Annotated in this window: 17 protein-coding genes and 1 pseudogene; 4 read left to right on the top strand and 14 right to left on the bottom strand. The window is 37.3% G+C overall.

Going from position 1 to position 20734, the window contains the following annotated elements; all coding sequences use genetic code 11:
• Window positions 1–73: 73 nt before the first annotated feature.
• Window positions 74–700 (top strand): LysE family transporter, encoded by a 627-nt coding sequence (locus tag AAHB12_RS05355; RefSeq protein WP_342044569.1) that lies wholly within the window; start codon window positions 74–76, stop codon window positions 698–700.
• Between the two features lie 4 nt (window positions 701–704).
• Here AAHB12_RS05355 and AAHB12_RS05350 read toward each other — a convergent pair whose 3' ends face one another.
• The 10 genes and pseudogenes from AAHB12_RS05350 to AAHB12_RS05305 all read right to left on the bottom strand — a co-directional run bounded on the left by AAHB12_RS05350 (window position 705) and on the right by AAHB12_RS05305 (window position 12639).
• Window positions 705–2072: an amino acid permease gene (locus tag AAHB12_RS05350; protein WP_342044568.1), complete on the bottom strand. Its 1368-nt coding sequence runs from the start codon at window positions 2070–2072 to the stop codon at window positions 705–707.
• 299 nt (window positions 2073–2371) lie between these two features.
• Complete coding sequence (locus tag AAHB12_RS05345; RefSeq protein ID WP_342044567.1) at window positions 2372–2698, bottom strand: sensor histidine kinase; 327 nt, start codon at window positions 2696–2698, stop codon at window positions 2372–2374.
• A gap of 154 nt (window positions 2699–2852) precedes the next feature.
• Window positions 2853–4013: a DUF4317 domain-containing protein gene (locus AAHB12_RS05340; RefSeq protein WP_342044566.1), complete on the bottom strand. Its 1161-nt coding sequence runs from the start codon at window positions 4011–4013 to the stop codon at window positions 2853–2855.
• A gap of 531 nt (window positions 4014–4544) precedes the next feature.
• Window positions 4545–5036, bottom strand: a complete 492-nt coding sequence (locus AAHB12_RS05335) for a LacI family DNA-binding transcriptional regulator (protein ID WP_342044565.1) — start codon at window positions 5034–5036, stop codon at window positions 4545–4547.
• 302 nt (window positions 5037–5338) lie between these two features.
• The gene (locus AAHB12_RS05330; RefSeq protein WP_342044564.1) at window positions 5339–6757 is read right to left on the bottom strand and encodes a sugar porter family MFS transporter; all 1419 of its coding nucleotides are present in this window, start codon (window positions 6755–6757) and stop codon (window positions 5339–5341) included.
• A 363-nt stretch (window positions 6758–7120) separates the two neighbouring features.
• Entirely contained in the window at window positions 7121–8326 is a 1206-nt protein-coding gene (locus AAHB12_RS05325) for a Gfo/Idh/MocA family protein (protein ID WP_342044625.1), read from the bottom strand.
• A gap of 1057 nt (window positions 8327–9383) precedes the next feature.
• Window positions 9384–9659: an HPr family phosphocarrier protein gene (locus AAHB12_RS05320; protein WP_342044624.1), complete on the bottom strand. Its 276-nt coding sequence runs from the start codon at window positions 9657–9659 to the stop codon at window positions 9384–9386.
• Between the two features lie 607 nt (window positions 9660–10266).
• Window positions 10267–11148: pseudogene (locus AAHB12_RS05315) on the bottom strand (patatin-like phospholipase family protein); the annotation flags it as partial.
• Between the two features lie 89 nt (window positions 11149–11237).
• Window positions 11238–11906: a carbonate dehydratase gene (locus tag AAHB12_RS05310; protein ID WP_129726092.1), complete on the bottom strand. Its 669-nt coding sequence runs from the start codon at window positions 11904–11906 to the stop codon at window positions 11238–11240.
• Window positions 11907–12207: 301 nt separating this feature from the next.
• The gene (locus tag AAHB12_RS05305; RefSeq protein ID WP_129726091.1) at window positions 12208–12639 is read right to left on the bottom strand and encodes a hypothetical protein; all 432 of its coding nucleotides are present in this window, start codon (window positions 12637–12639) and stop codon (window positions 12208–12210) included.
• A 526-nt stretch (window positions 12640–13165) separates the two neighbouring features.
• Here AAHB12_RS05305 and AAHB12_RS05300 point away from each other — a divergent pair.
• Together AAHB12_RS05300 and AAHB12_RS05295 are read left to right on the top strand one after the other, a co-directional pair.
• Window positions 13166–13681 carry a CBO0543 family protein gene (locus AAHB12_RS05300; RefSeq protein WP_342044563.1) on the top strand — a complete coding sequence of 172 codons (516 nt, stop codon included), beginning with the start codon at window positions 13166–13168 and terminating at the stop codon, window positions 13679–13681.
• Window positions 13682–13873: 192 nt separating this feature from the next.
• On the top strand, window positions 13874–14209 hold the full coding sequence (locus AAHB12_RS05295) for a SlyX family protein (protein ID WP_165350644.1): 336 nt from the start codon (window positions 13874–13876) through the stop codon (window positions 14207–14209).
• A 229-nt stretch (window positions 14210–14438) separates the two neighbouring features.
• Here AAHB12_RS05295 and AAHB12_RS05290 read toward each other — a convergent pair whose 3' ends face one another.
• From AAHB12_RS05290 to AAHB12_RS05280, 3 genes are all read right to left on the bottom strand, one after another.
• Window positions 14439–16610 (bottom strand): EAL domain-containing protein, encoded by a 2172-nt coding sequence (locus tag AAHB12_RS05290; protein WP_342044562.1) that lies wholly within the window; start codon window positions 16608–16610, stop codon window positions 14439–14441.
• 295 nt (window positions 16611–16905) lie between these two features.
• Window positions 16906–17103 (bottom strand): Spo0E family sporulation regulatory protein-aspartic acid phosphatase, encoded by a 198-nt coding sequence (locus tag AAHB12_RS05285; RefSeq protein WP_129726088.1) that lies wholly within the window; start codon window positions 17101–17103, stop codon window positions 16906–16908.
• Between the two features lie 502 nt (window positions 17104–17605).
• Window positions 17606–18793, bottom strand: coding sequence for an aminotransferase-like domain-containing protein (locus tag AAHB12_RS05280; protein ID WP_129726087.1), 1188 nt, complete (start codon window positions 18791–18793; stop codon window positions 17606–17608).
• A 253-nt stretch (window positions 18794–19046) separates the two neighbouring features.
• Between AAHB12_RS05280 and AAHB12_RS05275 the strand changes: the two genes are divergently transcribed.
• Entirely contained in the window at window positions 19047–19622 is a 576-nt protein-coding gene (locus AAHB12_RS05275; protein ID WP_342044561.1) for a helix-turn-helix domain-containing protein, read from the top strand.
• Between the two features lie 445 nt (window positions 19623–20067).
• On the opposite strand, the gene AAHB12_RS05270 is transcribed toward AAHB12_RS05275, so the two are convergent.
• Window positions 20068–20601 (bottom strand): ion channel, encoded by a 534-nt coding sequence (locus AAHB12_RS05270; protein ID WP_342044560.1) that lies wholly within the window; start codon window positions 20599–20601, stop codon window positions 20068–20070.
• Between the last annotated feature and the right edge of the window lie 133 nt (window positions 20602–20734).

The raw sequence follows: 20734 nt of genomic DNA, 5'->3' as shown, positions 1-20734 counted from the left end.
AGCTTGCTGAATACAATGTGTACGAGCATAGAAATAAGCAAGAACGAATGAGAACATAGGGAGTGTTGCGTATATGAGTGTATTAATTAGTTATGTCCTCTTAGGATTATCGCTGTCGGCACCAATCGGTCCCATTAATGCAGCACAATTAGATAAAGGAATTAAAAGCGGCTTTTTGCATGCCTGGCTTCTTGGTGTAGGAGCCTTGCTTGCAGATGTTTTATATATGATGCTAGTTTATCTAGGAGTCGCTCATTTTTTAAATACATCCTTTATGAAAACGTTCCTATGGCTATTCGGTTGCTTTGTTCTAACCTATACGGGTATAGAAAGTGTTCTCAATGCTGGCAAACTTACAACAAGCCAAAAAAAAGCTAATGAATCTGTTTTTAAGTCATTTATATCCGGCTTTTTTATGTCAGTGTCTAACCCGTTAACCATTCTCTTTTGGCTCGGTATATACGGCTCTATCCTTGCTAAAACCGCTGCCTCCTATAGCACCAATGAACTTATGCTGTATAGCTGCGCCATGATCATTGGTATCTTACTATGGGATTTAACGATGGCCGCCATCGCCAGCAGCTTTCGAAGATTTTTAACAACTGCTCTTCTTTCCTTTATCTCGATTGTATCAGGTCTTTCCCTCATCGGCTTTGGAGTATACTTTGGAGTTCAAGCATATATACTGCTTTTCCAATAAAAAATTACATACGCTTTGACTCGGGAGAAGCTTTCTCCCCTTTTTTCTTCCAAATCGAACGCATTTTTAAAGTAGCTAACGCAATGATCACAAGAAATAAAAGGCTCACCAAAAAACCTGGTCTCGTCTCTGGTTTCCAAAGCGTGCCGCTAATCGCAATTAAAATGAGCAGCAAGCCAATCAAATTTTTCACCTTATCCAATCCGCTCTGATCCACTAACCGCCTGCAGGAAAGGAGAATCAAAAACCACGTATACAAAAGCATTAAACCTGCTGCTGTTGTCAAATATTCATAAATCTCTTTCGGCAATAACAGCGCAACAACAATGGAAGCGACAAGCCCTCCAGTTGTGAGTGCCAATGATGGAAAAGAAATCCCGCGCTTCCCTTTCTTCGCAAATACAGCAGGTGCATCCCCGTCCTCCGCGAGGTTCATCATCACATTAGTAACCGCAAAAAGCGATGCAACCATTGTTGAAAAACCGGCCGCAATTAAAACCGAGTTGAAAATAAACGGAATATACGGCAAATGGTAATCATGCAGCGCGATAACAAATGGACTTTCTTTTGTATTAAATTCCTTCCACGACACCATTGTTAATGCCAATCCCATCGATATCACATAAATAACCGTCAAAATTAGAAGCATTACTTTCCCAGACTTCGGCGCATCCTTTTGCTCCTTTAGCTGCATGGACATTAAACCCATCACTTCAATGCCGCCAAAAGCATAGAACGCATAAATAAAGGAAGACCACAGCCCTTTCATCCCGAGTGGAAAAAGCTCCGTCATATTATTTGGAACATTTGGTTTATACTCTTCTCCACCATGAATAATACCGAAAATAGCTAATACCGCAATAACGATAAAGCCAAGTATCGCAATTACCTTCAAGACTGCAAAAATATTCTCCAAACGCTCAAACGCCTTCATGCCAATAAAAATCACCAGCAGCCCTAACACACCATACCCAGCCGCAAACATCCAAAGAGGTATCTTCGGAAACCAATACCGTGAAAAAATGCCAAGGGCTGTAAGCTGACTCCCCATAATCAACAGCTCAGAGGACCAATATACCCAACCATTGCTAAAGCCAGCCCAATGACCAAAGGCTTTTCTTGCATATGTCCGGAAAGAACCTTTTTGCGGATCTTGAACAGTCATTTTTGCAAGCGCCTCAAATACGATATACGTACCGAGACCAGCTAAAATAAATGCAATAATAATGGATGGACCACCAATTTTAATCCCTACGCTCGAACCTAGGAAAAAACCGGTCCCAATCGTACAGCCTACCCCAATAAGTGACAGCTGCCACCACTTTAAATCTCTCCCACTTTGCTCCTGATTACTACCAGGTGTACAGGACATACCAAATTCCTCCTTCATACTGCTGCTCCGAAAAAGATGTTTATGTATGAAGTTTGCCCATGCTCCCCATTTTTGATGAAGCGGTACATAAGGAAGGAAATGTATAGGTGTACAAAATGCGGTTACAATATGCTTATAAAGGAGCTGACTGCCATGCTAATGAATCCCATTTTCCTGCAATGCTGTCAATTCGATTTTAATGAAAAAAGCAATTGCTCAGACAGCTTGCAGGCACTTGTCATTCACTGCGAAAAACCTGTGTACTATTGCTTTAAATAGATTTCTTCACAAACTTATTTTTACATATTATGGTGATATACACTATCCAAAGTAAAACAAATGGTAAATGAAGTTCCTTGATTCAGAATACTAGTCGCCTCAATGGTTGCCCCATGATCCTGAATGATTTTCTGACAAAGGGAAAGCCCTAGCCCCGTTCCATCAGATTTCGTCGTATAGAATGGACTAAAGATTTTTTTCAGCTCTGCCTCTTCTATACCTACACCCATATCACTAACCTCAACAACCGCTTTATTCTCAACTTTTAACAATCGAATCGTAATATCACCATTTTTATCCATAGCTTGAATGGCATTGTTTATTAAATTAACAAAAACTTGTACCATTTTATCGAAGTCCATCTGTATCAAAAGATCAGGATTGTACTGAACCAGTCCTAAAACAAAAATAGTTGGCACCTACCACTTGTAGAGAACCAACTAAAATTCATTAATATATTATATATTGTAGGGGATCAAGAAAACTGTCCCCCAAAATCCACTAAAGTGTCTTCGTTTCCAGTCGAAATCCTTCGACGACCACATCTTCATCAATCTCTATTAATAGGCACCGTTTTCCATTGTAAGTAATATATTGGACATTTTTCAGGTCCTTCGGGCTGACAGATACATCTGCCACCTTCGTCTCAATCTTAATCGATTTAGGTATTAAACTGCTTGCTTTGATTTCACGTTTTTCGTCATCTACCACACTTTTGAAGGCTTGTTCCACTTTGGCGGTATCCACATTTTCGACGCCGCTTACCTCTAAGATGCGTTCGATGTCCCGATAATCCAACATAGGAGATTCACTTTCTTCATTTTCTTCATTCTCCTGTACCATCTTATCGATTTCCTCATAGACATTAGAAATGACCTTGGAATCCACTTCGTCTCCCATTACTATTTTTAAGATTTGTTCGAAGCTATCCTTCTCTTCCACGGCGGTAATAATATCTTCACAGTTGAGAACTTCTGCTATAAATGAACCCTCTGGTTGATTCACTTTCCCCCCACAATAGATAATATGATTCACATCTGCCGAATTATCATTAAAAGCAGGAAACAGAAAACCAGTTAACGGAGAAGTCAAATTAATAATGGGATCAACTGCGTTATTCGATTTGAATTCTTTCTCAATATAATCAAACAGCAATGCTTTTTTCGGCTGATCGGTTTTATTGAGACTGCAAAGGACAAACTCGCTGGAATAAACCTCATCATCCCCTCCCTCTTCGGATTCTGAATCCCGTTTCCTAGTCGCCTTTTGATACTCCCCGCGGATAAACGTCACCACTGTATCAAATTCATAAACAGTATGCGTAAACATTTTCCCGACGATTTTCAGCATATTTTCTTTCCAATCTTCTGTTGATTCTGCTCGTAATCCTTCGAAGAGAATAGTTTGTGTGCTGTCTTCCACATCGCGTTGAAATTTCAATTCAAAAAGTTTGGCATCAAGATGACCTGTCAAAACTTTTTTAAAGTTTGCTAAAAATAATTCTTGTGCTTCCTGTTCTAGCATTTGAAACGGTTGACTGACTTGATGGTAAATCTCACCGGATTCTTTCTTTACATAAACATTTAGGATTTCTCGAATTTTCATAAGATGATTGTCTAATTTAAATTGCTTTCGGATATTAGCAAGGTCTTTTTTATTCATTTATCTCATCTCCCATTTTCGATTATACTGTTCACATAATAAAATAGGAATACTTGATATTTTTTCAATTTTAATAGTTGAAAGGAAAAAGGTTTGTATCGTCCTATTTCTATAGAGAGTCCATCTTCACTCACTCTAAATGATTTTTAACGTGTTACGAACCAATAGTTCAGCTTTAGTTTAATAGTCAGAACACTGATGGTTTTTTTCTACACCAAAAAGAACTTGGAGAGTATCAAGTCCTTTGAGGTTTATTGTTCAACTCTTGCAACCATTACCGGAGAACAAATCTTTATCTGGGTTATTGATCCATTGTGTTAAACTAAAAGATATGATGTTATCTGCTGATAGTAAAAAAATACCCCTCAAAACGAAAAAATTAGCAACTTACATACAATTTCTCGTTCTGGAGGCATCTTCCTTCTTTAATTTGATGGACATGTGGTGCGTTTGTCTTCTTTCTCATCCAACACACTTCGTTTCCATAATATATAATAAATTATTTTATTAACAACTTCTGATAATAACATTTTAGTTCAACAATTCTCTCAGAAAGTCTAATTTCAGCTTCGCAGCTGGATAATATTCAGAAAGGAGTATGACTGGAACCGCTTCTTTTATTAACTCAGAAATGATCCCTCTATTTCTGAACCCTCCTGCCAAGATAAATCCATCCACACGTTTCTGCCTTAATAATGATACGTAACTGTCTTCTTTCTCTGATTTAAAATCAGTACTACAAATAACAAGGTTAAAGCCGTGCTCAAGTGCAAAGTCCTCTACTGCTCGTGCCATTTCTGCAATTGAAGGATTAGAGATATCTGGTGCTAAAAAACCTATTGTAGATGTCCGCTTACCTGTTAATGCCGATGCAAGGATACTCGGCTTATAGTTCAGTTCCTTGGCTGCTTCTAAAACCTTTTGTTTTGTTTCCTTTCTAACCGGCTGATTATTCATAACCTTTGACACAGTAGATATGGAAACCCCTGCTTTTTCTGCAACATTATAAATTGTAGGTTTCATGTATTAGGTCCCCCTTTCCCCTAACCAATCTAGATAAGTGTATTAGGGATATTCGATCCATCTTTTCATTGATCGTTTTAGCTTTTTCTTGGGTTGAACATATATATTCGTTCAGTAATCGTTAATACATCCTCCTGTGGGTTATCATCTCTTCAATTCTGATTAACAGACAATACAACTTTCTCATTTTTAAATCCTTTGCTTTTAATGAAGTCATCTAATTCAAATTAAAAGTCCATACACACGCTTATAAATGCGTTTGTATGGACTTTCCCTAGCCAACTCCAGCCAGTCCTGCTATCTTACTTTCTAAAGTTAGCCTCTATTTGTTCTAATGATAGGCCTCTAGTTTCTGGTAAAGCTTTCGCTACATAGATGATTCCCGCAATACCGAATATAGCAAATAAGAAGAATGTTGCTGAAAGTCCGATTCCATCTAAAAGAACTGGGAAGAATAATCCAACTAAAAAGTTGCAGAGCCATAAGAACAAAACAGCCATTCCCATACCGATCCCACGTAAACGAACAGGGAAGATTTCAGCAAGTATGAGCCATACCATAGGACCAATCGCTCCTTGGAAAAAGGCTAAATAGATTACTGTCATGGCTAATACTACATATGGCAGCATTGGGGATCCCTCAAGTACTGAAGCGGAAATACCAATAGTGATAAGCGCCACGGTTACACCTATTAACCCTGTAAGTAGCATTGGTCGTCTATTCACTTTATACAGTAGAGATATACCAACAATAACGGCAACAACGGCAATTAATCCATTTGCTACGTTTGCAATTAAGGCTGTTTTTGTTCCAAAACCGGAATTTTCAAGAATTTGTGTTCCATAGTACATAATCGAATTGATCCCGACTAATTGTGATATAGATCCAATCGTAATTCCAAGAATCACAATACGACGAATCCAAGGTGTTCCTAGATCTTTGAAACTGATTTTTTCTATGTTTTGATCCTCTGAAATATGTTCTTTCATTTCTTTTAGTTCCTGCTCAGCAATACTTTCACTGCGAATTTTTTGAAGGATTTTCAATGCTTCAGCCATTCTTCCTTTTGATGCTAACCATCGAGGACTTTCAGGCAGAATCAGTACGCCAATCCAAAGCGCCACAGCCGGTAATGTTGCAATGACTAACATGTAACGCCATACATGTCCTGCCTCACCAAAAACATTTCCAAGCACTGCATTACATACGTAAGCAAGAAACTGTCCAGTAACAATCATCAATTCGTTTTGCGTAACCAAAACACCACGCCTGTCTGCAGGAGACATTTCAGCAAGATAGGATGGAACCACTACAGAAGCACCACCGACAGCAAGTCCCAACAGAAAACGGAACATAACCATTACTGTCATATTTGGTGCTATCACGCAGCCTGCTGCAGAAAAGAAAAACAAGATTGCAAGATACAAAATAACCTTCCTGCGTCCTTGACTATCCGATAAGCGCCCGCCAAATATGGAACCAAAAGCAGCACCTAATACTAAAGAACTTGCTACTAAGCCTTCCGTGAAGGGGTTTAAATTTAATTGGTCAGGTCTGGCCATAAATGGAAGTGCACCATTAATAACTCCTGTATCATACCCGAATAATAACCCGCCAAAAGTTGATACAATAGTAACTAATTTCAAGAACTTTTTCGGATCCTTTTTCCCAGCAGGTTCTGGCTGAACTGGGTAATGATCAGAAACTCTAGCATTCCCCATATTAAATTTCCTCCTTATTATTTAGTAGCATGTCCTTTAAAGCGTTTACATTGTTTTCCCTTTTAAATGAAGCCTCCTAATAAGCTACATGGATTTAGAGGACATGCAATGCTTCTGTGATTTTTCCTTTTAAACCAAAAATAGTTGTATATTCAGAAATAATTAAGGAGATGGCTTTTACCCATATAGAGCAAAAGCCATTTGACAGGTTTCTGAAAGAGCATTCGTTTTATAATTGGTCCTCTTGATCCTTTTAGAGTCTAGCTTAAAGTGTAGTTTAAACTATTCTTTGTAAAAGAGTACCTTTTCAATCCATTTTGATGCTAACTAAATTTTTGATACTAACTCAATTCAAGAATTTTTTCACACTAACAAAGTTTCTTTGTTATTCTCAAAATCCACCCAAACTGCTCCCTGATCTGCAGAGCGTACACAATTTTCAATCCAGCGAACGCCTTCTAGTCCCGCATTAATATCTGGGTAAACAAGATTATCTAATGTTTCTTGATCTCCACGCATTTTCGCATCAATCGCAATCGCAAATTTCAAATAGATGTTTGCCCATGACTCTGAAAGCCCTTCTTGGTGTAACGCACCTAAACGCTCATATTCGTTACAGCTTTCATCTAAGTAAGGCATGGAGCGAATCAACGTTTGAATCGGCTGCCCTTGCACTTCATATCGTAATTCATTTGGCTTGCTGTCCCACCACTCTAAGCTTGCCTTTGAACCAACGATGCGAATGCGATGTCCATCCATGCAGCCTGCGTCAACAGAAGATGTCCAAAGCCTTCCTACAGCACCATTATCATAGTGCATTAGAACGTAAGCATTGTCCTCTAGCGGCGCACGGCTGCTGATAAAGCTCTGACGATCACATAATAGCTTTTTGATTTTCATATGCGGCAAAATTAGCTCTGACATATAGTACGTGTGTGTAGATAGATCACCTAACACATAGCTTGGTCCTGCAATTTTAGGATCCACGCGCCATTTTTGCGCATCATTAAATTTGTCTCCAGCATCAGTGGCATTAAAGCCATGCGTATACTGTAATTCAACTAATCGCACATCACCGATCTCTCCCTTTTCAACCATTGCGCGCATTTGCAGCAGCAGCTGGTTACCAGAGAAGCCATATGTTACACCTAGAATTTTGCCTTTTTCCTCAGCTAGTGCTTTAATTTCTAGCACCTCTTCACTCGTAAAAAACAATGGTTTTTCACAAATAACATGTAAACCAGCGTTTAATGCAGCCTTACAAATTTCGTAATGCGTACCGTTCGGAGTCGCAATCGATACAACCTCAAGACCATCTTCACGCTTTGCTTCCTCTGCAAACATCGTTTTATAATCTGGATAGCAGCGATCTTCAGCAACACCAAGGTTCACACCAAAGTCTTTTCCTCGAGCAGCATCAATATCAAATGCCCCAGCTACCAATTGGAAAGCTGTATTGTCTCGAAGTGCCCCGATTCGGTGTTTATAGCCAACCTGTCCAAGTCTACCTCCGCCAACCATACCCCAGCGTAATGGTCTTGCAATTTTCTTTTCACCGTTTAACATAATAAAACCCCTCTCTCCTCAATTCTGTTCATTTGGAATTTGTATAGTTTTTTTACTATCGTGTCTCAAACAGCTCATTTCCTTTATTTAAAAGCTAAGCGTTTGTTTTATCTCTTCAAATAGCAAATGACCTAAGCTATCTGTTACATATGATAGTTTCATAAAAACTCCTCCTAAACTATTCAACCTAATATAAAGTTTTAATGATGTTAGATATTGACTCTAAAAAGCCAACTGTCTTACTTTCATGAAACAGGTTTATTTCCCGTTTATGACTGATTTGATATTTATGTGTACGGAAGGTTGTTTTTTTCAATTCAGGAACTTCAGTAATACCTATGTGAATTTCTCTAAGTTCTTGAGAATACGCAGCACTTCGCTGGTTTTTCCTTATGATGCAATTCAACAAGGGAAGACTACCTTCATGTAACCGCTTTCCTTCCAGGGTAAAAACAATTATTCCATCCCCTTATTAAATGAATGACAATATGATGGCTGGTTTTATACTATTGAAACATTGATTTTACAGTATAAAGACTCCTTTGAATTTTCAAATGTACATTCTAAGGATATATTTTTAAACTAACACTTATCTTTGAAGCCTCTCGTCCAAACCCGCATTAGTTATTAACTGTAAACAAAATCACCTTCTTAATATTTGCTAATTGATCGCCCTTACATAAATGATTGTATAAAAATCTGCAGCGATAGTATTTAAATTTTCAGGACATATTTTTTGTCTTTTAAGGACATATTTCAAACGGTGATTTGTAATAATGGCTGTTAAAAAACATTTTACACTTTAATTTTAATATCATTTCTTCTAGATAGATGCAGAATTAAAGCCTCTATAACATACATTCACCTAGAACTAGAAGGATTATTTTCTTTTATAAGGAAAGCGATTCCATCTAAAATAAATCACCTGACTCTGACTCTGGTTGAGTACCGTTATCAGGCTATTGAACAATATAATAATGTATAGGGCTCTATCTTCCTTTCCTATAAGTCCTTTCACAACTGCATTATTGATTAAACTAAAAATAACCAGATTATATTACTAATGTAAATCTAATACATCCAGCTCCCTATCAGAAAGAAAACTCTCTAGGGCTACAATAGCAGCCTCTTCATCGCTGCCATTTGCAAGCAAAGTAATTTCCTCTCCCTTCCTAATAACTAAAGCCATCACCCCAATAATCCCTTTCCCAGCTGCCATCCTCCCATTTTTAATAATGCTGATCTCACTGTTAAAGGAAGATGATTTTTGTACAAATTGATTAGCATGTCGAGCCTGAAGACCATGTTGAAGTTGGACAACAACATTTCTTTCCATCACAAAACACCCATCCTTCCTAGATTATCTGGTATCTATATATCCGATATTAAATTTTCCAACAAAGTTAATTAAAATTTGTCATTTAAAATTGTAATTATAGGACAATATATAATAGACGCATTTATATCATGCAGACATTTTTCACCTTTTGCATACTTATAATTAAACTCAATTGATTCACAATCTTCATCGGCAGTACCCCTTTCAGGCTGAATTTCATTATTTTTCCACGATGTAACCGTTGTCATTAAAACTGAAACCCAACAATGAACTTGTCGTTTATGGTTATAATTATAGGACAGTATAGAATAAGTGTATTTGTATTATAGAGACGTATTTTTTGTATTTTAAAGACAAAAGATTTCTCCGGAATATGTATAGCTGTAAATAATCTAGGATTTGGCACTTTAAACATCTCCTCATCTTCACGAGCTAAAAATATTAACCATAATTTATCAGGAGGAAATATTAGGTTATACCCGAGAACAGATTGACCAACTATTCAAATAAAGCATTTACTGCATAATAAAGAAAACTCGCCAATTGGCGAGCCTTGCTTTTGGGCGAAGACTGAGGCGTAGTTGCCCATATTGTATTCCTAAAATTAGTTCCAGTTTTTCTCTATAAATTTAACTGTAGGTTGTAAATTGGTTTTGTTAGCAATTTTAATGAGAGCGGGAAACACGGAAGGATCCGTTTTGGAGAAGTTAGGGATCCGTGGATTCAAGCGAAAAAAACGATCTCCTAGAAGATGAGAACTGACCATGGATTCATAGTAACTGGTTCCATTACTGACAAGCTGAAGAAATGGTAGTAAGGGTTCATTGGGCGATCGGTCGAAAAGGACTCCCCAATTTGGAGGAAGGTTCTCCAGATTTTCGGGACATATGTTATTTGCACTCACCATCCCCCATCCTCTTGTATCCCTTCTTAACTGAATGGGGGCTTCACCTGTCCCAATGGATAAGACCGCAATTTGATCCAACAGCTGTTTGGCTTTATCCACTGCAAACGTAATACTAGCTGTACTAGGATTAGTTGTTATTACAAACCCATCCACGTAGTTTTGATAGGCCCGTTGCGTCGCGGGAGCAGCACTGCTCCGTAGTATGACATCACTCGCTTTCTCATCTAAATAGGGAGAGTCAGGAAAGTTGTGGAATAGCACAGGATTCCAACGATTCAGCTTCGGTGAGAATAATTGAAATGAAGGAACAACAATTCGTTTTTTTAAATTTTTAAGACGAAGATTCAATGGAAAAAATGTTCGTACCGCTTCGATAAAGCCAGAGTATGGTAATTGTTGATTAAAAACAGGTCCACCTGGTCGGGAACTGCTGTATGCCGGTAAGATTTTATCCTTAAAAAACTGGAGTATCTCCTTAGGGGATCTTCCACTTGCTAACGCAAGGGCAGTGAATGAACCGATTGAATTTCCCAAGAAAACATTGGTTTGACTAATTAATTGTGGTGTTTGTTGAGCCAGCAAGCTAAAAAAGAAATTCGTAAGTAATATATTAAAGAAGCTGTACATTCTCTTTATACAGCTTCTTCCTCTCAAAAAACTCCTAATTTTCAATGACTATAGGGCATTCCGCAAGAACAGCAATGTGAGCCAAATAATAAGTTGTTATAAGCAGCAGGAAATTCTTGATTTACACGTTGTACTTCCCGGGCAAATTCTTCTTCATCTCCTGACACTCGAGGAAGCGAGTTTGCTTTTTCCTGCGTGTCTATGTGGGCCCCTGGCGGCACGAATCTATTTGCCGGAATACGCACGCCATTTGTTACTACTGCATTATATGCAATAAATGTCCCTTCTTCAATAATTGCATTGTATACAATTGACTTAAAACCGACAAAAGTATTCTTTCCTATATAACAAGGACCATGAATGAGAGCGCCATGAGCAATACTTACTTCGTTCCCGATATAGATTGAATAACTCTTACCGCCAACAGAAACGAATTTGTTCAATAAACCATGTAAAATAACCCCGTCTTGCAGATTTGTGTTTGAGCCGATGTAAAACGGGGTTCCTTCATCCGCACGAATGCTCACATTAGGAGCTACATATACATTATCCGTAATTCTCACATCGCCTATCACACTAGAAAACGGACTTATGAAGGCTGTTTCATCAATTTTTGGATAACGTTGAATCGGATTAAATGAGGTAATCGGGTTGGGGCTGATAAAGGGAGCAAATGAATGATGGTTACTATCATAATTTCTTTCGTTCAAGAAAACATCTCCTTTAAAGTCATATACGCAATATTTTATGTACAACCTGCTATTTTGGAGACAAGTTGTCGAAAAGTACTTGCCCAAATCTTTCATTTGTAAACAACATGGGAACCTTCTTGTTATACGTGAAACTCATTTCCCATCTCTTCAAAATCGAACTATTGTTCCTGTATCGGTTTTATGATAAATTCATCAAATTTTCAACCAGCAAAAAATCTACTCACCAAAAGGTAAAATGAGTAGATTTGGTTAGATGTATTCAAACTGTTTTTATCCCCTCATGAGGGATGCTTCAGATTTATTTGTTTTCCTTTTTCCTCTCCAACACATACTCCAATAAACCTTTAAAATACACAGCATTACTTTTTTTCAATCTCATTTCAATAACATCCCTTGCCGACACGATGAATGCCAATGCAAGCGAACCCAAAGCTAATATACGATCTAGATACCAGGGGAGCCCAATCTCCTCAAAAAACACTCCTAAGACTATAAAAAACGCTGTAAATACTCCTATAACGGCAGATAAGGATTTGACAGGATCATAAAATTCCTCCAAGCTTCTTATTCTGTTTATACATAACTTTAAAGTCTGCTCATCCATTTCCTCTAACCGTTCAATTTTTAGTAATAGTCCTTCCTTACTCTTCATTTTCTCAGCGGAATATTCTCTCGTAATAAAATTTATCAATTCCCTATTACCCGAAGTTAATATTTTTGCTTCAATCATTTTAACACCCCTCCACTTTATCTCTAGATTCACTATCTCAAAAATAACTTTTCTTAATTTGTATAGAGCCCTATATAGACGGTAAGGATTTGACAAAAAGCATTTTCTACAGAAAGAACGAACCAACTTTAACATGGGAAATTTGCAAAGGAACTCTCAAAAAGAAACGGTATACACTCTAAACAAGCAGCTTCATTTAATTCATTTTTATAGATATTCCTTTAGGCTTAAGTGCGCAGGTCGCACTGTTCAACTATAGTCAACCTTATAGGCTAAGCCATTTGTAATTTTATTATATATTACCTAATTATAACAAAAGCATAATTATTTAAAGCAATAAAACCTAATAAAAAAACCTCATCAACTATATGAAGAGGTTTTTTACATAGAAAATCATTATAAAGCACCCTGAAATATTTTACAATTCAGTAAATTTATTGAAACCGTTTTCCTTCTGTTATAATTTTCAGAAAAGAAAATGCATTTAGATAACAATGTATATAAAGGTTTAGGGGGAGCTTTTCATATGATGCATATTATTGCTGGAGCAACATTTTTATTCATTGGCTGGAGATTTGGAGATTGGAAAAATTGGAAAAAATATTATCCAACTATCCTCTTTTTTATCATTGGAGATTTATTGTATAACGTGTTAACGTATAACAATCCAACATGGAGCTATAATAAAGACCGCCTCTTTCCCAATCATACCTTAATTAATATCTGGATTATGATAACGATATATCCTGCTACTACCCTTACATACTTATCCCGTTTTCCAAAAGAGAAAGTCAAGCAGCTTCCCTATATTTTATTATGGACAATAATATATATTTTCGGTGAACTTCTAGGCCTTCATGTTTTCGGACTTATAAATCACTTTAATGGCTGGAACATGTGGTGGTCAGCTTTGTTTGACATCATTTTGTTCACGATGTTGCCTATTCATCATAAACGGCCATTAGTAGCATGGGGCTTATCCATTATTGTTATTATTTTCTTTTTAACTGTATTTAATGTAAACATAAGTGAGCTCAAGTGATAATTGATATGAATTAAGCAAAAATCCGACCAATTAACATAGTTGAATTTTTATCATTCAGGAAACCATAGCATGCATGAGCATTCTGTAAACCCTCAGATGCCCGGTGCCTCTTTATTTTTAATTGTGTCGCCTTGTTCTTCTCCTACATAGTCTGTATGGTAAATACCCTATGTAGGAGAGTGAAACACCATGAATTCATATGTTAACTTTTATCCATTTGTGCAACCCTACCACCAGCCGTATACACAGCAGCAATTTGATTATACACAGCAATTTGATTATACACAGCAATTTGATCACAGACAGCCGCCACAGCAGCTGCGTGCTTTGGAGCGTCGAGTAACTGAATTGGAGCAGCGAAACAACGAATTGACCCGAACAGTAAACCGCCTAAATAGAGAAGTGAATCAGCTTCAAGAAACAGTCGAACGTCATAGCCGTCGTTTAAACCGTTTAAATCAACGTCTGCGTGCCGTCGAAAACAGATTAGGTGTTCCATTTTCTCCTGTCGAAGACGGTTTTTAAAGAAAACTCGCTGATTGGCGAGCCGTTAGGCGCAGACAGAAGCGTAGTTGCACTTACACTGTATTCCTAAAATTTCCGACTACGTCGAAGGAGCTTCTAGCTGGAAGCTTATATTTTCCTACAGTGTAATAAAAACAATGAAACAGGGAGATTAGATGCTACCCCTGCTCCCTGTCTTCTATTTCTGAACAAAAGATGTACTAGTTCCAAATCGTAAAAGAACCACATATTAATACTTACAGTGTAAATGAATTAACCCCTCTATTTCCTCTGCAGGCAAAGGCTTGTAGAAGAAATAACCTTGTCCTAAACGACAATTGTTTTGTACTAAAAAAGAGACTTGCTCCTCATTTTCTATCCCTTCAGCAATTACCTCAAAACCTAAGCTATTTCCTAAGGCAATTATTGTTTTTACAATAATTTCACCACTGGAATGATGGTTAATTTCATCAACAAAGGACTTATCAATTTTTAATTTATCGATAGGGAAATGTCTTAAGTAACTTAATGAAGAATAACCTGTACCAAAATCGTCGATGGAAAGACGAACACCAAGTTCTTTTAAAGCCCCCATAATGCTCGTGGCTTCCGTTACATATTGCATAGCGCCTTCAGTAATTTCTAGTTCTAGGCAGCATGGTTCAAACTTTGTATCTTGCAACACTTGCTGTACAGTTGCTACAAAATGTTTATCCCGAAACTGCACAGCTGAAACATTAATGGACACATCCACTGGAGGTAAGCCATTTTCCTGCCACTGTTTCCTTTGTTTACAGGCTGTTTCAAGAACCCATCTACCAATAGAACCAATCAATCCTATCTCTTCTGCTAAGGGAATAAATTCCGCTGGAGAAATGAATCCATATTCGGGATGCTTCCAGCGAATTAAAGCTTCTAAACCGATAATTGTATTTGTTTTCAAGTCAACTTGAGGTTGATAATGCAGTGTAAATTCATTATTTTGCAGCGCATTCCTAATGCCTTTTTCTAACTCAAATTTCCAGTTGTTCATCACATGTAAAGATGATGTATAAAATTGATAATTATTTCTGCCACTCTCTTTAGCAAGATACATCGCAGCATCTGCATTTTTGATTAAAGCTTCTACATCATCCCCATCTGTTGGGTACATGCTAATTCCAATACTAGGTGAAATAAATAGCTCGCGGCCGTAAATCATAAAAGGAGCAGCTACCGTATCAATGATTTGATCTGCCAATCCGTATATTTCTTGAATATCTTGTTGCTTCAGCACAATAATATACTCATCACCACCGTAACGAGAAACCATATCATCTTCACGCAAGCATTCCCTCAACCTAACAGATACCTGCTGCAATAAGATATCACCAAAGCTGTGTCCAAACGTGTCATTGATTAGTTTAAATCGGTCTAAATCTAAAAACATCACAGTTAAGATATGTTTGCTGCCTTGGCTGCACACCAACGCTTCTCTAAGATACTCACCTAGAAAATTGCGATTGGGTAAGCCGGTTAAGGCATCATAGTATGCTAAGTAATGTATTTTCTCCTCTGATTTTTTACGTTCTGTAATATCCCTTATAATGGACTGTACTGCCTTTTCTCCTTGATACGTGGTTTGAAATGACAAAACTTCAACAAAGATGCGCGTGCCATCAGGGCGAACGATTGTTCTTTCTTCTATCCCAATTTCCCCTTCTTCTTCGACTTTTCTCATACGACCTTTGGTATGCTCAAATTCATCTGAGATAATAAATTCAAAAATATTGCTGCTAATTACTTCATCAAGATGATGTGCTCCTGCTAACTTTACCCCTGCCTGATTCACATAAAGAATTTCTCCATCAATATGAATCAATATTGCCTCAGGAGAAAATTCTACAAGTTTCCGATAACGTTCCTCACTTTCAATTAACTGTCTTTCAGTTTGTTTCCGTTCCGTAATATCACGAGCAAGGACTACGACTTGTTCAACCTCTCCATCTCCTCCAATAACCGGTACACCTTTTCCATCAACCAAAACCACATGACCCTCTTTATGCTTCAAATGAATTTCAACCTGTTCTGATTTTTTGGCGTTTAGGATCGTATGTAATTTTTCTTGGGCTTTAGAAATATCGTCCTTCGCAATAAATTCAAAACTTGACTCTCCTTCGCATTCGTGAGGCAAATAGCCAATAATTTGCCCACACGAGGGCGTAACATAAGTTACTTTCCCCATTGTATCTAGTACAACTATTAAATCGAATACGTTTTCGACAATCAATCGATATTTCACTTCATTTTCTGTAGTATCTTTTATTACTTTCCGAATTAATTTGTAATATAACAAACCGCTTACACATATAAAAAGCCAACCTTTTATAGTACCTAGCCATACTATATGTAGATAATCTTTAAATAACCAATCAGATAACACGACCCATGAACTGCTGATGACGAGGTAAATCAAAACCATACGTAATGCAATTTTCTGTGCAACTTCCCAATCGTGCCACATTCTAATCAATCAACCCTCTTTATTTATCCAAAATTAAATTCTTTCACACCAATAGCGAGAAACATAAGCTTGTTGTTCTTTTGTACATACCCACTACATTCGTAAACGAATCAAAAAGTATTGCTAATTCTAAAGATCGGTTAAAAAGCTTAGAGAAGTTTATAAAGCTAGCCCGTAAGCTATATACTCTGCGTAATGACACTTATTTTTATATTCATTGATGTAAACAGTATTTCTCTTTCTTTTCCTTTGTATGTAATAGCATCTGGTACACGTCTATGAGTGCATCTAGCTCTTGACTGACTCGTACAGTCTCTACTGCTGTAAATCCATATTTCAAAGCAGTTTCTATCATATAAACGCGTTTTTCTTCTATTTTTTCTAGCAGCACAGAGGAATTATACTTCAACATTAACACCCTTTAAAATGGAATATTTTTTACAACACAAGGAAAAATATACATACAAATCGCTATAAATGTAAATATTTTTTTAATTTAAATTGAATAATTTCATTTATTTTTTTATGATATATAACCAAATTGATGTGTGTTTGAGAAGGATACTAAAGAACACAGCAGCCGATTGCACAATAAAGAATCGTTCAACGGCATCCAAACCGGAAACTCATAGAACGCTTCTCTACAGAAGCCGGGACTTAGATGATAGAGGTGCTAAAATCAAACGAGTGCTAAATTTGTTTCTTTATACACAGGAAGATAATTTTGCGAAAAAGAGCAAACCGGAGGAGCTAGACACTACAAGAAGTGATGTGTTCTTACTTTTTAGGCTTTACTTAGGCTGGATTTTCACCAACTAGCAGACCACAGCTTAGCTGGGTGCACAAAATGTCAAAAAGACAGCGAGCTTATTCAATAGCCCGCTGTCTTTTATTCATTATGAAAAAACGGATGTTCAAACCGTTACAGGGTTTAATAAAACTGAGATTAATCGATCCATTCCTAGCTCAATATTTTCAGGCGTAGAATGACTGAAGTTTAACCGGAATGTATTGAGCTCTGGTTTGTCAACATAGAAAGGCGCACCAGGAACAAAAGCAACACCATTTTCGACTGCTTTATTTAATAATAGCGTTGTATTTAAATCCTTTGCCCCTTCTACCCAAATAAACATCCCGCCTTTTGGCTCTTTCCAAGTGAACAATCCAGGCTCTAGCTTATGTAAATAATCTCTCATAATGCTCATTCGTTTATAATACTCTTTTCTCAACACTTGAATATGCTGATTCAAATCAAAATCGCGCATTAAATAATAAAGTGCTTGTTGATCGATAGAACTGGAATGCAAATCCGCCATCTGCTTTGCTTGCGTCATCATCTGAAGAACCTCAGCAGGCCCCGTAACCCATCCTGTTCTTAAAGCTGGAACAACAGACTTAGAAAATGTGCTTGTATACAGTACATGGCTGTGAGATTGGTCAAAAGACGCTACTGGCGGATATTCTTCTCCTTCATGAAACTGAATATCCCCATATGGATCATCTTCCAAAACAAGTACATTGTACTTATAGCAAAGATTTAGCAGGATTTGACGGCGTTCCACGCTCCAAACCTTTCCGTTCGGGTTAGAGAATGTCGGAATAATATAAACAAACTTCGGCTGTAATGTTTTCAGCTTTTCTTCTAATTCTTCAGGATCCATTCCATACTCATCCCCGCTTACAGCTACAACAGACGCTCCATATGAGCGAAATACCTGTAAAGCTGACAAATAAGTAGGATCTTCAGTTAATACCACATCTCCTGACGAAAGCATAACCCTTGAAAATAGATCAATTGTTTGTTGCGATCCGGTCGTCAAAAGAATACGGTCTGGAGTCGAACGGATGCCTTTCTGTTCCATTTTGGTTTGGATTGCTTCTCGCAGCGGCTTATATCCTTCTGTTAAACCGTATTGTAATGATGACTTTCCAGACGCAAATACCTTGTCATATGCTGATTGCACTGCCTCTAAAGGAAAATGTTCCTCTGAAGGAAGTCCTCCTGCAAACGAAATAACATTTCCCTGTTGGATTACGCTTAATATATCTCTTACAGCTGACGATTTAAAATTTTTTGTTCGTTCCGCAAATGAATAATTCATCTGAACATCCTTCTCTCTTAAGTTTGTAATATAAAGCATGAAGCAGCTACTTCCACTTAAAAATAAAAGCATGGAATATTAATCTATACATCGTAACGAGGATTTCAATAAAAAACAAGCAGAACAAGGGAAAATATAAACCCATCTACCCCTCCTGTTTGTATGTTATAATATTCTTAATATATTGTATAGCATACAAATTCTTAATTATCAAACTTTTTCACCATAAGATTTATCGGAAACAAGGAGAGTTATGATGGAGAAAAATATTTTATCAGTTGAAATTGGTCAACGTTTACGGTACTACAGGCAGCAACGTCAATTATCCTTAGATGCTCTTTCCGAACTCACTAGTGTGAGTAAACCAATGCTAGGACAAATTGAACGAGGTACTTCTAATCCGACTGTAGCGGTTCTATGGAAAATCGCAGCAGGATTACAAATCCCATTCGCTTCATTTTTTGTCAGAAATCCCTCTATCAAACTTCTTCGCGTAGAGGAGCAAGCAACACTTCAGGAACATAATGGGCTTTTTGAAGCCTATAATACATTTGCTGTTCCCGGTCTGCCGGTTGAAATCTACCGCATACGGTTATTGCCGGGATGCAGACACATCTCTGAACCCGCTGAAATAGGGGCGATAAAATCTTTAACAGTTTATTCCGGATGCTTGACTATTGAAATTGGCAGTGAAACACATACGTTACAGAAAGGGGATGCTACTTCATTCTCCACAGATGTCAGCCAGGTTTATCAAAATCTAAGCAATGAAATCTGTGAATACAGCATGACAATTTTTTATTCGAATCCTACTATGCATGGTTTCTAAAATCAAACAAATTGTATAACAAAACAATGTCCTTCTCCCATTCCATTTGGCCATCGCTCATTTTTGCAGCTTCGTAAAGTCTGCTTTTCTACAAAAAGCAATCGGAGGGACAGCATCACTGGACATATGGTTTCGTAAAATGAGACGTTTTTTAGTTGGTTTTCCGATACAAGTATTAAGTAGAAAAACAGCCCTCTCCATAAAAGGCGGGTCTTGGAAGTTAGACATCGTCCCGAAAAGTTATACCTTCTTACAGTGTTATAAAGAAGCCGCTCACTGGGCTGCTTCTTTTGCCTTTATACAAAGCCCATTAAAACATTGGTGTTGATACTGTATAAAAACAAAAAGAATCCATTGAGTCCTAAAATATCCCTCTTCCGTTCATACAACTGTTTGCATAAGAGCGTTTCCTTGGATGAACTATGAGAAGTCAGCGTGCATTGCATTAATTCTTTAGATCTTTAAGGAGCTTTGACGTCAAAATAGCCATCAATATTGTATTACTTATCATACCCATTAACATTTCTGATGCTGCTAGAGCATTAGAAATTAAACCGATCGAAGTAATATCTCCAAAGCCTGTCGTAGTAAAAGTCGTAATGCTGTAATAAAGGAAGTCGTCTCCAGAAAGATGTTTTCCTGTAAATGCAAAAGCTTTGTCCCCCCTTAGTTGATAAATTTGGAGATATAAATTGGCATAGGTGGTTAAAATCAAGCTCAACAGCAAGCCCGATCCAATGCAGACATTCGTTAAGCGTGCTGTAGTGTTCGGAATTAAAATAACAAATTCAATGAACAGGTATATACAAAGGATTAAAAGCAATATCAGAATGACCAACAAAACGTAAATCACTACGCGTCCTTTCATGTTAAAGATTGAACTAACTATCAAAAGCAGAATTACTAGAACATTAAGAGAGAAATATTTATACAATTTACCTTTATCAAACTCTCCCCTGTGAAAAAGATTCTTCTTCATATTGGTCTCCAATCTTTTTATAACTTTTTGCCGAAAGAGAGCTTAGGAGCATATAACAGGTTGTCTCTGATAATATTAAAGTTCTTCAATAGGTCAAAGTTATGCATACATTGCAAATTTCTAACACATAAAA

This window comes from Bacillus sp. OTU530, from assembly GCF_038440375.1.
The sequence above is the reverse complement of the archived record's forward strand: the minus strand, read 5'-3'. Positions and strand labels throughout refer to the sequence as shown.

What these genes read in the sequence shown, in the direction of transcription:
- AAHB12_RS05350 (WP_342044568.1), bottom strand. Translation starts at nt 2,072, where the DNA reads ATGTCCTGTACACCTGGTAGTAATCAGGAGCAAAGTGGGAGAGATTTA.
- AAHB12_RS05355 (WP_342044569.1), top strand. Translation starts at nt 74, where the DNA reads ATGAGTGTATTAATTAGTTATGTCCTCTTAGGATTATCGCTGTCGGCA.
- AAHB12_RS05305 (WP_129726091.1), bottom strand. Translation starts at nt 12,639, where the DNA reads ATGATTGAAGCAAAAATATTAACTTCGGGTAATAGGGAATTGATAAAT.
- AAHB12_RS05335 (WP_342044565.1), bottom strand. Translation starts at nt 5,036, where the DNA reads ATGAAACCTACAATTTATAATGTTGCAGAAAAAGCAGGGGTTTCCATA.
- AAHB12_RS05320 (WP_342044624.1), bottom strand. Translation starts at nt 9,659, where the DNA reads ATGGAAAGAAATGTTGTTGTCCAACTTCAACATGGTCTTCAGGCTCGA.
- AAHB12_RS05295 (WP_165350644.1), top strand. Translation starts at nt 13,874, where the DNA reads ATGAATTCATATGTTAACTTTTATCCATTTGTGCAACCCTACCACCAG.
- AAHB12_RS05345 (WP_342044567.1), bottom strand. Translation starts at nt 2,698, where the DNA reads ATGGTACAAGTTTTTGTTAATTTAATAAACAATGCCATTCAAGCTATG.
- AAHB12_RS05285 (WP_129726088.1), bottom strand. Translation starts at nt 17,103, where the DNA reads ATGTTGAAGTATAATTCCTCTGTGCTGCTAGAAAAAATAGAAGAAAAA.
- AAHB12_RS05300 (WP_342044563.1), top strand. Translation starts at nt 13,166, where the DNA reads ATGATGCATATTATTGCTGGAGCAACATTTTTATTCATTGGCTGGAGA.
- AAHB12_RS05340 (WP_342044566.1), bottom strand. Translation starts at nt 4,013, where the DNA reads ATGAATAAAAAAGACCTTGCTAATATCCGAAAGCAATTTAAATTAGAC.
- AAHB12_RS05280 (WP_129726087.1), bottom strand. Translation starts at nt 18,793, where the DNA reads ATGAATTATTCATTTGCGGAACGAACAAAAAATTTTAAATCGTCAGCT.
- AAHB12_RS05270 (WP_342044560.1), bottom strand. Translation starts at nt 20,601, where the DNA reads ATGAAGAAGAATCTTTTTCACAGGGGAGAGTTTGATAAAGGTAAATTG.
- AAHB12_RS05275 (WP_342044561.1), top strand. Translation starts at nt 19,047, where the DNA reads ATGATGGAGAAAAATATTTTATCAGTTGAAATTGGTCAACGTTTACGG.
- AAHB12_RS05330 (WP_342044564.1), bottom strand. Translation starts at nt 6,757, where the DNA reads ATGGGGAATGCTAGAGTTTCTGATCATTACCCAGTTCAGCCAGAACCT.